This window comes from Streptomyces sp. NRRL S-495 (assembly GCF_000966955.1).
Classification (GTDB): Bacteria; Actinomycetota; Actinomycetes; order Streptomycetales; family Streptomycetaceae; genus Kitasatospora; species Kitasatospora purpeofusca.
In genome coordinates this window covers 1-12,450 of record NZ_JZWY01000737.1, presented here as the reverse complement: position 1 = coordinate 12,450, position 12,450 = coordinate 1, and the positions used below count along the sequence as shown (strand labels likewise).

Annotated in this window: 10 protein-coding genes; 5 read left to right on the top strand and 5 right to left on the bottom strand. The window is 74.0% G+C overall.

The window, feature by feature from the left end:
- From fxsT to VR45_RS32255, 3 genes are all read left to right on the top strand, one after another.
- A partial coding sequence (gene fxsT / locus VR45_RS32265) for an FxSxx-COOH system tetratricopeptide repeat protein (protein ID WP_052709539.1) occupies window positions 1-2,069 on the top strand: 2,069 nt, incomplete at its 5' end.
- A 181-nt stretch (window positions 2,070-2,250) separates the two neighbouring features.
- Window positions 2,251-3,192 carry a hypothetical protein gene (locus VR45_RS32260; protein WP_045943429.1) on the top strand — a complete coding sequence of 314 codons (942 nt, stop codon included), beginning with the start codon at window positions 2,251-2,253 and terminating at the stop codon, window positions 3,190-3,192.
- A gap of 196 nt (window positions 3,193-3,388) precedes the next feature.
- Window positions 3,389-4,615, top strand: a complete 1,227-nt coding sequence (locus VR45_RS32255; RefSeq protein ID WP_045943428.1) for a cytochrome P450 — start codon at window positions 3,389-3,391, stop codon at window positions 4,613-4,615.
- 48 nt (window positions 4,616-4,663) lie between these two features.
- Here VR45_RS32255 and VR45_RS32250 read toward each other — a convergent pair whose 3' ends face one another.
- The 3 genes from VR45_RS32250 to VR45_RS32240 all read right to left on the bottom strand — a co-directional run bounded on the left by VR45_RS32250 (window position 4,664) and on the right by VR45_RS32240 (window position 7,354).
- On the bottom strand, window positions 4,664-5,767 hold the full coding sequence (locus VR45_RS32250; protein ID WP_045943427.1) for a DUF5954 family protein: 1,104 nt from the start codon (window positions 5,765-5,767) through the stop codon (window positions 4,664-4,666).
- A gap of 146 nt (window positions 5,768-5,913) precedes the next feature.
- Window positions 5,914-6,498, bottom strand: a complete 585-nt coding sequence (locus tag VR45_RS32245; RefSeq protein ID WP_045943426.1) for a TerD family protein — start codon at window positions 6,496-6,498, stop codon at window positions 5,914-5,916.
- Between the two features lie 208 nt (window positions 6,499-6,706).
- Window positions 6,707-7,354, bottom strand: a complete 648-nt coding sequence (locus VR45_RS32240; protein ID WP_045943425.1) for a class I SAM-dependent methyltransferase — start codon at window positions 7,352-7,354, stop codon at window positions 6,707-6,709.
- A gap of 299 nt (window positions 7,355-7,653) precedes the next feature.
- On the opposite strand from VR45_RS32240, the gene VR45_RS32235 reads away from it, so the two are divergent.
- Entirely contained in the window at window positions 7,654-9,999 is a 2,346-nt protein-coding gene (locus VR45_RS32235; RefSeq protein WP_045943424.1) for a glycosyl hydrolase family 18 protein, read from the top strand.
- Window positions 10,000-10,092: 93 nt separating this feature from the next.
- On the opposite strand, the gene yidD is transcribed toward VR45_RS32235, so the two are convergent.
- Together yidD and VR45_RS32225 are read right to left on the bottom strand one after the other, a co-directional pair.
- A complete protein-coding gene (yidD, locus tag VR45_RS50765; protein ID WP_234326372.1) occupies window positions 10,093-10,728 on the bottom strand; it encodes a membrane protein insertion efficiency factor YidD in 636 nt (211 codons plus the stop codon).
- Window positions 10,729-10,841: 113 nt separating this feature from the next.
- Window positions 10,842-11,615 carry a DUF4239 domain-containing protein gene (locus VR45_RS32225; protein WP_045943423.1) on the bottom strand — a complete coding sequence of 258 codons (774 nt, stop codon included), beginning with the start codon at window positions 11,613-11,615 and terminating at the stop codon, window positions 10,842-10,844.
- 304 nt (window positions 11,616-11,919) lie between these two features.
- Here VR45_RS32225 and VR45_RS47375 point away from each other — a divergent pair.
- Window positions 11,920-12,450, top strand: a 531-nt coding sequence (locus VR45_RS47375) for a hypothetical protein (RefSeq protein ID WP_199926041.1), incomplete at its 3' end; no start/stop codon positions are given.

The window sequence follows — 12,450 nt, the reverse complement described above, 5'->3', positions numbered from 1 at the left end:
GCCTCGTTCCGCCCGCCCGGTCGGCGCCCGAGGCCGACCCGGACGCCGCACCGCTGCCCGGCCGGGTCAGTGGCAGCCTCCCGGCGGTCTGGAACGTCGAGCCCCGCAACCCGGAGTTCACCGGCCGCGACACCGTCCTGGCCGACCTGCGCCGCCGCCTCGGCACCGGGAGCACCGGCGGGGTGCAGGCCCTGCGCGGGGTCGGCGGCGTCGGCAAGACGCAGATCGCGATCGAGTACGCCTGCCGGTTCGCCTCCCACTACGACGTAGTCTGGTGGATCGCCGCCGAGGACCCGGCACTGATCGGCGAGCAGGTGGCGGCCCTGGCGGTGGAGTTGGCGCTCGCCGAGCCGGGCACCGACACGGCGACGGCCGTCGCCGTCCTCAAGGCCCATCTGCGCGGCCGGAACCGCTGGCTCCTGGTCTTCGACAACGCGGACGACCGCGCCGGGGTGGCCAAGTGGCTGCCGGGCGGCCCCGGCCACGTGCTGATCACCTCACGGGCCGGCGGCTGGGAGAGGATCGCGGCCACCGTCCCGGTCGACGTCATGGAGCGGGACGAATCGGTGGCCCTGCTGCGCACCCGCCGCCCCGAGCTGAGCCCGGAGGACGCGGATCTGCTGGCGAGCGCCCTCGCCGACCTGCCGCTCGCGCTGGCCCAGGCGGGCGGCTTCCTCGCCGAAACGGCCACCCGGGTCGGCGACTACCTGGCCCTGCTGGACACCCATGCGACGGCGGTGCTGACCGAGGGCAGCACCGGCGACTACCGCAAGCCGCTCGCGGGGGCCATCGACCTCAGCGCGACGAGGCTGGCACGGCTGGACCCGCTCGGTCTGGCCGTGGTGCGGCTGTGCGCGTTCCTCGCCCCGGAGTCCGTCCCGGTCCACTGGCTGCTCGCGTTCGGACGGTCGACGGCGGCCCGGACCCCGCAGGACCACGCGCCGCACACCCCCGGCGGCCCGCTGGCCGCCCTGGCGCTGGCCGACACCGACCCGGTCGCCCTGCACCGGGGCGTCGGTTCGGCCGTCCGGCTGGGCCTGGCGACCAGCACCCATGACGGCGTCCGGCTGCACCGCCTCGTCCAGGCCGTCATCCGGGACCAGTTGGGCGCGGACGCCGCCGACGTGCGCCGTCACGCGCGGACCGTTCTCGTCCAGGCCGCGCCCGGCGACCCGGAGGACCCCGCCACCTGGGCGACCTGGGCCCGGGTGGTGCCGCACCTGCTCGCCGTCGACCCGGGCGGCGCCGACTCGCCGGAGCTGCGCGACCTCGCCTGCGACGCCGCCTGGTACCTCACCGAGCGCGGTGACTCCGAGGCCAGCGCCCGCCTCGCGGTGGACCTCCACACCCGCTGGACGGCCGCCTCAGGTCCCGACGACCGGCACGTGCTCTGGGCGGGCCGCTGCCTGGCGCGCGCCCACCGCGAGCAGGGCCGGTACGAGGCGGCGCACCTGCTCTACGAGGCGTCGATGCCGCGCAGCCGCCGCGCCCTGGGCGAGGACGACCCGCAGACCCTGCGGCTGGCGCACGGGCACGCGATCAACCTGCGCCTGCGGGGCCGTTACGAGGAGTCCCAGCGGCTCCAGGAGGACACCCTGGCCCGGTACCGGCGCCTGCTCGGGCACGACCACCCGCACGCCCTGCACTCGGCGAACCACCTGGCCGCCGACCTCAGCGCGCTCGGCCGCTACGAGGAGGCCCGCGAACTCCACGAGGAGACTCTCGCCCGCTGTCGGCGGGCGTTCGGCGAGGACAGCCCGCACACACTCCGGGCAGCGGACTCCTACGGCACCACCCTGCGCCGCCTGGGGCGCTTGGACGAGGCGCACCGCCTCCAGCGGGAGACGCTGGCGCGGTACCGGCGGGTGCTGGGCGACGACCACCCGCAGACGCTGCGGACGGCGCACAACTTCTCCGAGACGCTCCTCGCCCGGGGAGAGACCGACGAGGCCCACCGGCTCCAGGCCGACGCCCTGGAGGCCGTCCGGAGGGTGCTCGGCGCGGACCACCCGGAGACCCTCCACGCGGCCCGGCACCTGGCGCTCATCCGGTCCGGCCTGGGTCGCTGAACGGACGGGATGCGCAGACTTCCGCCATTCCTGGGACAACCCTGGCCGCCGGCGGTCAGGACATTCTACGATTGACCGACACCGGTCAGTAATCGGCACATCGATCGCGTGGGAATTCCCCGGGCCGGCCAGCTGGTAGCTTACTGCCGCACTGCCGCCCCCCAAGCCGAGGAAATGGCCGATGATCGATCCTAAGATCGCACTGGTAATGGCTAGGCCCCGTCCGGAAATCAATGCCGACCATGACATGCCCCTGCTCCTCCGGGCGCTTTCCGAGGCGGGTGCCGACGCAATCTCTGCGGAATGGGACGATCCGGGCGTCGACTGGTCGGAATTCGATCTCGCGGTGATCCGTTCCACCTGGGACTACACCTGGCGGAAGCCCGAATTCCTCGACTGGGTCGACCGCTGCAGCCGGGCGACCCGGCTGGCCAACCCCCCGGAGGTGGTGCGCTGGAGCTCGGACAAGAGCTACCTCGGCACCCTGGCGGCGGCCGGCGTCCCGGTCGTCCGTACCCGCTACCTGGCTCCCGGCGATCCGGCCGACCTGCCGGACGACCACGAGTACGTGCTCAAGCCGGTGATCGGCGCCGGTGCCCGCTACGCCGCCCGCTACCGGCCCGAGCAGCACGACGAGGCGCACGACCAGGTGGCCCGGATGCACGCCGAGGGCCTCACCGCCATCCTCCAGCCGTACATGAGCGGCATCGACACCACCGGCGAACGGGCGCTGGTCTTCGTCCGAGGACGGTTCCTGCACGCGATCCGGAAGAACGCGGTGCTCTCGCCCGACGTGCCGTTCGACCAGCGCAAGGTCGCCCACCCGGGACTCCAACCGTGGTCGCCGACCCCCGCCGACCTGGCGGTCGCCGAACGGGCGCTGGCCACGGTGCCGGGCTCGGCGGACCTGCTGTACGCCCGGGTGGACCTCGTCGACAACGCCGACGGCACACCCCTGGTGATGGAGCTCGAACTGGTCGAGCCCAACCTCTTCCTGGCCGCCCATCCGGACTCGATGTCCACCGTGGTCCAGGCGATCACGACGACAGCCGCGGCCGCCGCGGCCCAGCGCGGCACCCGGCGCCACGCCGAGGACGACCGGGCGGTCCACGAACGACGCTGAGCGGGGACCACGACTGGCACCGGCCGACGCGGCCGGCGAGGGGGGACACGTCATGAATTCGGGCAGCGACACCGGGGCAGTCAGCAGGGGGGCAGTCGGCAGGGAGGCAGTCGGCGGCGGATCGGCCACCGACGCGACGGCCGACGCGACCGGGGAGGCCGCCCGGAAGGCAGGCGAGGCTGCGGCCGGGTCGGGCGTGCTCCCGTTCGCCTGCCCCGCCGCCCTGGCCGAGCCGCCCGGGTTCGCCGCGCTCCGCGAGCGCGGCGGCCTGGCCAGGCTTCCCACCGCCACCGGCGACCGGGCCTGGCTCGTCACCGGCCACGCCGACGTCCGCGCGCTCTGCGGCGACCCCCGGATCGGCAAGTCGCACCCCGACCCGGCCCGCGCGCCCCGGCTCTGGGAGGCCGCGTTGCTCGGCCCCGAAACCAATCACGCCACGGCGGTGGCAGACCACCGGCGCTGGCGGACCACCCTCACCGAGGCCTTCGGGGCGCGCCGCGTCGAGCGGCTCCGGCCCCGGCTGCAGGCGTCCTTCGACGCACTGCTCGGCGCGCTGCTCGACACGGGCCCGCCGGCCGAACTGTGCGCGGACCTCGCCCGGCCCTTCGCGCTCGGCGTGATCTGCGACCTCATCGGCATCCCGGCGGAGCGGCGGGACGCGTTCGCCGCCTGGTCGGACCGGGTGCGCCGGGTCCCGGACCCCGGGGGGACGGCGGACGCGGCGGAACGGCGGGACCTCGACCGCACGATCGGCGAGCTCCTCGACCAGCGCCGCCGGACCCCCGCCGACGACCTCCTCACCGAGCTCGCCGCCCGTGCCGACGGGCACGACAGGCACGACAGGCACGACGCAGCGCAGACCGACACCCTGCGCCCCGACGAACTCCCGCACACCCTCAGCGGCATCCTCCTGGCCGGCTACGAGACCGTCGCCACCCGGCTCCCCTACGGCCTGCTGTACCTGCTCGCCCACCCCACCGCCCGCACCGCGCTCGCCGCCGACCCCGGCCTCGCCCCCGCCGCCGTCGAGGAGGTCATGCGACTCGCGGTGCCGGGCGGCAGCTGGATGCCCCGCTACGCCCGCACCGACCTGGAGTACGGCGGCAGCCGGATCGCCGCCGGCGACCTCGTCGTGTTCTCCTTCCAGTCCGCCAACCGGGACGAGCGGGTCTTCCCTGCCGCGGGCACCCTCGACCTCGGCCGCACGCCCAATCCCCATCTGGCCTTCGGCCACGGCAAGTACTTCTGCCTGGGCGCCGGACTGGCCCGGCTGGAGCTGCGGATCGCATACGAGACGCTGTTCCGCCGCCTGCCGGACCTCCGTCTCGCCTGCGCGCCGGAGGAGGTCCCGGTCGACGGCGCGAGCGTGACCGGCGGCCTCCGCACCCTCCCCGTCAACTGGGGCCGCCCCACTGACAGGTGACGAACACGCCACCGACCGGGCGTGGGTGCGCGCGCTCCGGAGCGTCCCTCAGCCCTCGTCCCCCTCGTCCTCCTCCCGGTCCTCCTCGCCCTCGCCCTCGTCCTCGCCCTCGGCGTAGAAGATGCCCGCCTCGCGGTCGCGCTGTTCCTGGACCCGCAGCGGGAGTTCCGGGTCCCAGTCCGAACTGCGGGGCAGTTCCGGGCCGTCGGGGCCGAGGCGGACCACGGGTTCGACCCGGACCAGCCGGAAGTGGCGGTCCGCGGCGCGGAGTTCGTCGGAGCGCTCGGCGTCCAGGCGGTCGGCGGCCTCCGCGTACCGGGCGAGTTCCTCCTCGCCGAGGTGCGGGTCCAGCCGGGGGGCGAACTCCCGGAGGTAGGCGGCCAGGGTGTCGCGGGCGTGCTGCGGGGTCTCGCAGGCGCCGGTCATCGGGCCCCAGCCGCCGTCCCGGTACTCCGCGACCGCGCAGTGCACGGGCAGCACCAGCACATTCGGGTAGAGCTGGGAGGAGCGCCGCGCCTGCTCCCGGACGTCCTCCGGGATGGAACGGCCGGTCGGCACCAGCGACATCATGTCCAGCCGCAGGATCCCGTCGACCAGGGTGACGCCCGCCGCCGGGGTGACGCCCGCTGCCGGGTCGATCACGAACCCGTTCATCCGGGGCGGCAGCCGGTGCCCCTCGCCGACGGCGGCCGGGTCCGGGTCGGTCGGCCGGGGCGGCTCGATGCCGTCCGGGCCCGAGCGCAGCACCTGCTCGGCGCGGAAGATCCGGTAGTCACGCCCGCCGGCGGAGATCTCGTCGAGCGCCTCCCACTCCAGCCGCTCGTAGGCCGCGCTGTAGGAGGCGCGCTCCTCCTCGTCGAGGTACCGGTCGGCGGCCTGGCTCGAACCGGGCTCGGCGAGCGCCCAGGCCCGGAACGCGTGTCCCAGGTCGTCCCGGGCGGCCTGCGGGGTGGTGGCGTGGAATTCGACGATCCGCCAGGTGCCCGAGCCGGTGCGCTCCAGGCTGCCGAAGACCGGCGGCATCATCATCAGATTCGGGTACTTCTCGCGGGATGCCCAGGCCTCCAGACCGGCCACCGCGGCAACCGGGTCGTCCGTGTGGGTGACCCGGATCGTCAGGTGCTCCGGCAGCTGCGCAGCGTCATCGTCCATGCGGCCAGTGTTAGCGGACCCGCCGAGAGCCCCGCAGGGTAATCGCGGAACTCCACCCGACCGGGCCCGCCCGCCGTCGGCCGGGCGCGCGGGAGCCCGGACCGGCCCGTCCGGGACACCCGGGCGGGCCGCGCGCCCGAGGTGGTTCAGAGGTACTTGACCAGCTCCGGCATGAGGTCCTGGAAGGTGCGGCCGCCGGCCGGCTGCCCGATCGCGGTCATCTGCCAACCAGCCTGGGTGCGCTGCATCTTGGCCATGATCTGCGCGGTGTAGGCGCCGCCGCCGGTGAGCGTGTACCGGGCCAGTTCGGTGCCGCTCTGGGTGTCGACCAGCCGGCAGAAGGCGTTCTCGACCTCCTGGAAGGTCTGGCCGGTGAAGGAGTTCACGGTGAAGAGGATCTGGTCCACCTCGGCCGGTACGGCGTTGAGGTCGACGGTGATGGTCTCGTCGTCGGTCGCGTCCCCGGCGCCGCCGGTCAGGTTGTCGCCGCTGTGCCGCACCGAGCCGTCGTTGCTGGTGAGGTGCTGGAAGAAGACCACGTCGACCGGCTTGCCCCCGGAGAACAGCACCGCCGAGGCGTCCAGGTCGATCTCCTGGGAGGCGAACAGCTTGGCGAGGAAGCCCTTGCGCTGCGCCGCCCGCCAGCCGAGGCCCATCCGTACCACGCCCAGGCGGCCTCCGCCCGGCTTCTCCAGGCTGAGCTTCTGCCCCTTCGCCAGCGAAACGCTCATCGCGCCCTCCTCGTTGATCGCACTCGCGCCTTGAATCTACAGCACTGTAGATCTTTTTGGCGCTGCGGGACGCCTTCGTCCCGGGACACCTGCATACCCCGTGCGACCGTCACGGATGCGGGCGACACCGCACCGCACCCGGTCGGGGCGAACAGGACGACGGGCGACTGGCGACGGGGCGGGCGGCCCCGGGCAGTCGGGCTTCGGGTCAGGCCGGCCGCTCCAGCCGGACCAGGGCGTCCACCGCCACCGCGCCACCACCCTCCGGCCCTCCCCGGTCCCGGTGGCCGGCCTCGGCGGCGACCGGGCGGAGGGCCCGCTCGGCCCGGACGGTCTGCAGACCGGCGCCGGCCAGGTCGGCGAGCACGTCCTCGGCGGTGTAGAGCACGGCCGGGTCCTGCGGGCCGCCGACCCCCTCGGTCAGATTGGCGGAGTCGTGCCCGACCACTAGCAGGGTGCCGCCGGGCGCGAGCGCCGCGGCGGCGCGCCGCAGGGCCGCCCGGCGGTCCTCGGCCGCGAGTTGGAGGTAGGCGACCACGACCAGGTCGTAACCCTCCGGCGGGGCCTCAAAAGCCCGGGCGTCGCCGTGTCGCCAGGTCAGCCGGTCGGCGACCTCGTCGGGCAGCGAGGCGGTGAGCCGTTCCGCGCGACCGAGGGCGACGGTGGAGAAGTCGAGCCCGGTGACCTCCCAGCCGAGACCGGCGAGCCAGATGCTGTTGCGACCCTCTCCGGCAGCCAGGTCCAGGGCCCGCCCGGGTGCGAGTCCGGCCAGTTCACGGACCACCCAGCGATTGGGCTCGGTGCCCCAGACCAGCTCGCTGGCGGCGTAGCGTTCGTCCCAGGCGCGGCTGTCCATGGCCGTTCTCCGTTCGACGCGGGGACTTCTCGGGAGGCCACCGTACCGGTCCCCCGGACCGGCCCACCGGGTGCCCGACCGGTCCGCGATTCATCCACCGGGCACCCTTGACGGCGAATATTGGTCCAGTCCAATCTGTGATGTCGTGATGCGCCGGCCCCGGCCGGTCCGCGTCCAGGCTTCCGTACTGCCGCACCACCTTCACCCGGCCGCGCGCCCCCACAGCGCCCGACCCGGCTCCCCAGGCCCACCCGGGCCGTCGCACCGCCGGAAACCCCACTCCTCCGGAGGACAACCGCATGCACGACCGTGTCATGTCCGCGCACCCTGGCGAGCGCCGGGCCGTCGCGCCGCGCCGCCGAGCGCTCGCACTCGCCCTGGCCGCCACCCTCAGTACCGGCGGCGCCGCCCTCGCGCTCACGCTCGACACCGCCTCGGCCGCCGCCGTCAACCTGCTGACCAATGCGGACCTGGAGACCGGCACCCTGGCCGGCTGGACCTGTGCCAACGGATCCGTGGTCACCACCCCGGTCCACGGCGGCGGTTACGCGCTCAACGGCGCCGCCTCGGCCTCCGACACCGCCGAGTGCCGGCAGGCGGTCACCGTCCTGCCGAACACCACCTACACCCTGGCCGGCTGGGTCCGGGGCAACTACGTCTACCTCGGCGCGACCGGGACCGGCGTCAACTCCCAGAGCTGGACGCCCGGTACGGGCGGCTGGACACAGCTGAGCAGCACCTTCACCACGGGCGCGAGCACCACCTCGGTGACGGTCTTCACCCACGGCTGGTACGGCACCGGCGCCTACCAGGCCGACGACCTGAGCCTGACCGGCCCGGCCGGGCCGACCGGCACCGCCAGCCCGACGGCGACCAGTAGCCCGACGACCAGCCCGACGGCAACGAGCAGCCCCACGACCAGCCCCACCGTGACCACCAGCCCGACGGCGTCGAACAGCCCGACGGCCACCGGCAGCCCCACCGCGACCGGGACCGCGACGCCCACCGCCACCTCGACGGCCACCGGCCCCGCCGGGGACGGCAAGGTCACCACGCCGGCCGGCGTCACCGTCACCAAGGTCACCCACAACGCCGTCGTGCTCAAGTGGCAGCCGTCCACCGCGACCGCCGGTGACGCCCCGGTCGCCTACAAGGTCTACGCGGGCGACCAGTTGGTGGCCACCTCGATGGGCACCTCGGTGGCGGTCAGCTCACTGCTGCCCTCCCGCGGCTACGCCTTCACCGTCCAGGGCTACTCCGGCAGCCACGCCTCCGCCCAGTCGGCCCGGGTGAGCGCCACCACCACCGCGGCGCCCGCCACCAGCCCGTTCCGCTCGGCCTACTTCGACCAGTGGGGCGTCTACGAGAACGCGTACCACGCGAAGAACGTCGACACCAGCGGCGCCGCCGGCAAGCTGGACGTCATCAACTACGCGTTCGCCAACATCCACCCGAGCAACCTCACCTGCTTCCAGGCGGTCAAGGCCTCGGACTCGGCGAACGAGAACAACCCCAACGCCGGTGACGGCGCCGGTGACGCGTACGCCGACTACCAGGCCGACTACAACGGCGCGGCCAGCGTGGACGGCAGCGCCGACACCTGGGAGCAGCCGCTCAAGGGCAACTTCAACCAGCTGCGCCAGCTCAAGGCCAAGTACCCGAACCTGCGGTTCACCATCTCGATCGGCGGCTGGACCTACTCCAAGTACTTCTCGGACGCGGCGGCCTCCGACGCCTCCCGCAAGAAGTTCGTGTCCTCCTGCCTGGACATGTTCCTCAAGGGGAACCTGCCGACGAACGTCTCCGGCGACCCGGCGGGCGGCGCGGCCTCGGCGGCCGGGCTCTTCGACGGGGTCGACCTCGACTGGGAGTACCCGGGTTCGGCCGGCGGCCACACCGGCAACCACACCTCGCCCGCCGACAAGCAGAACTTCACCCTGCTGCTGAAGGAGTTCCGCACCCAGCTGGACACCCTCGGCAACGCCCAGGGCAAGCGGTTCCTGCTGACGGCGGCGCTGCCCAGCGGCCAGGACAAGATCGCCCAGCTGGAGACCGACAAGATCGGCGCCTACCTCGACTACGCCGACATCATGACCTACGACATGCACGGCTCGTGGGACGCCAAGGGCCCGACCAACCACCAGGATCCGCTGCACGACAGCCCGGCCGACCCGACCACGCCGATCACCCCGGGCAACCGGAAGTACAACATCGACACCACGCTCACCGCGTACACCACCGGCCTGCCGGAGTACGGCATCGCGGGCGGGTTCCCGGCGGCCAAGCTGGTGCTGGGCGTGCCGTTCTACTGGCGCGGCTGGACCGGCGTGCCGGCCGGCTCCGACTTCGGCCTGTACCAGAGCGCGACCGGTCCGACCCCGGCCAAGCCGCTGAGCGCGGAGGCCGGCCTGGCCGCCTGGAAGGAGCTCAACCCCACCGCCGCAAACACCCATTGGGACCCGGTGACGGAGTCCTCCTGGGTGTACGACGGCACCAACTTCTGGACCGGTGACACCCCGCAGGCCGTCCAGGCCCGCGGCGCGTACGCCAGGAGCAAGGGGCTGGCCGGGATGTTCGCCTTCTCGCTGGAGAACGACGACGCCGCCGGGACGATGCTCAACGCGATGAGCAGCAGCCTGAACTGACGTCGAGTCATGAACGGGGCCCGACCGGGGCGATCCGGTCGGGCCCCGCTTGCGGCTCAGGTCCCGCATCCGACGCGGCGCGCCGGGGCGGGATCAGCGCTCCGGCACCGGGTCGACGCCGTTCCTCCGCCGGGCGGCAGCGGGGCGGCAGCGCAGCAGCCGGCCGGCCGTGAGGCGGGCGCCGCGCACCGCGCCGTGCCGGTGCAGTGCCTGCACGGCATAGGTGGAGCAGCTCGGCGTGTACAGGCAGCAGTCGGGGCGCTTCGGGCTGATCTCGGTGCGGTAGTGGCGCACCGCGCCGTAGAGCACCCCGGCCACCAGGCCCTGCGGCGCGGGCGCGGCCCGGTCGGGCATACGGGAACCGGCACCGCCTCCCCGGCCCGCGGTGAGGGCGAACCGGAGGCCGGCGGCCAGGGCCATCGGGAGCAGCGCGAGCAGGCAGGGCCCGTCGCATCCGCCGCCTCCCCCACCGCAGCCGCCGTTGCCACCGCCGCCGTTGCCACCGATCCGGCAGCCGCCACCGCCACCGTTGCCGCTGCAGCCGGGGGGCACGAAGTCGTCGAAGTCGTTGTCCTTCTTCCGCTCCCCGTGCCGGCGCAGGTAGGCCTTCCACTCCTGCTGCCGGCGCTTGCGGTCGCGCCGTTCCTCGGCCGGCAGCCACCACCAGGCACGTCCGGGACGCTGGGTCGTCGGGAACTGTTCACCCTGACCGGGCTGCTGGTACGCCACTGCTCGCGATTCCTCTCGGCGCGCACGCCGGGGCCGACCCCCAACGGCCCGATCAGATTATCGAAAGCCCGGATCGTGGGGGTCGGCCCGCAGGAGGATCCCGCGCGGTGCGCTCAGCCGCTACCGCCACCCAGACCGGGGAACAGGTCGGTGAACGTCTGGGTGGTGACCGAGACGCTCCGGCCGAACGGGTCGTCGAAGTCCCAGATCAGGAACAGCAGGAAGGCGATCAGCGCACTGAACGCACCGGCCAGGATCAACTCCCGGGTGGAGCGCCGGATCTGGAGGGCGAACACCATGCCCACCGTCACCACCGCGCCGACGATCAGGCCGAACCAGACCACGCCGGGCATGCTCGGGCCGGCGTTCTGGCCACGCGCGTTGCGGGCGTCGTCGGCGACGCTGATCCGGTCCAGGACCGGCTGGTACGCCTGGGCCTCCAGGTCGGAGGCCGGGGGACGGGTCGCGACGTCGGTGCGCAGCTTGTCCAGCAGTTCGGTGCCCCGGTCGGAGATCTCACCGTTCTCGCGCATGTACGTCCACTCCACGTCGACCACGTAGGAGACGTAGGCGTCGACGTCGGCGCGGATCTTGTCGCGGAACTCCACCGGGTAGACCTGCGCGCGCTCGCTCACCTCGTGCAGCGCCTGCGCCTCGCGGAAGACGTCGTCCTGCGCCACGCCGCGGGTCTCCCAGACTCCGGCGATGGCCAGGCCGAGCACGATCGCGTAGACCACGCCGATCATCATCGTCATGTACTCGATGACGTCGGGTGTCTCGTCGGTGTCCTCGTCCGCACCGGCGCGGCGGTGCCTCAGCAGCACCACCGCCACCACCACGGCACAGGCCGCCAGCATGGCGATGGCCAGCGCCAACCATTCGGACATCGGGACTCCTTTCTCGGTCGGGGATCGACAGGATTCGATCGGATTCAGTCGGACGGATGTGTCGGGCCGCACCGGGCCCGGCACACGGGGAACAGGAACGCCCAGCCCGGGAGGACCCGGGCAAGGGGGGAGGACTCGGGAAGGCCGGAAGGCGGGAACGGAACCGGGAGCGGCGCGGCGTCAGGAGCCGCTCGAACCACCGGAGCCGCCAGGACCACCGGAGCCGCCGGAACCACCGGCCCCGCTACGGCCGCCGGCACGGCCCCGCGGGCGCAGTGCCGCCACGGCGAGTACGGCGGGCACGGTGACCACCAGCATGGTCCGCGTCGGCGAGTTGCCGTGGTGCACGGGTGGCGCCGGCACGGGCTGGGCCATCGGAACGGGCCGCAGCGTCGGGGCCGGGCGCACCGGACTGGGCGCCGGGGAGGCCGGGGTCGGCGTCGGGACCGGGGCCGGCGGTGCGGGGACGGCGGGCGCCGGGGGCGGGACCGCCGGTGCCGTGGACGGCCGCGGGCTCGCGGGTCTCGGCGAGGGCGTCGGCGGTGGCGGCGTCGGAGTGGGCGCGGGCTGCCGGGGCGACACGGGCGGCGGGGTGGGCTGCGGTGTCGGGGCGGGCGGCGCGGGCGGCACCGGGACCGGGGTCGGAACCGGCGGCGGTGTCGGCACCGGGGTGGGGGTGGGCGTGGGAGTGACGGTCGGCTTCGGCGTGGGTGTGGGCGTCGGCGTGGGCGTCACGGTGGGGCTCGGGGTCGGCGTCGGAGTCGGCGAGGGCGTCGTCCGCGTCGGAGTGGGTGTCGCCGTGGGTGTCGGCGTCGGCGAGGGGCAGGGGTGGTGG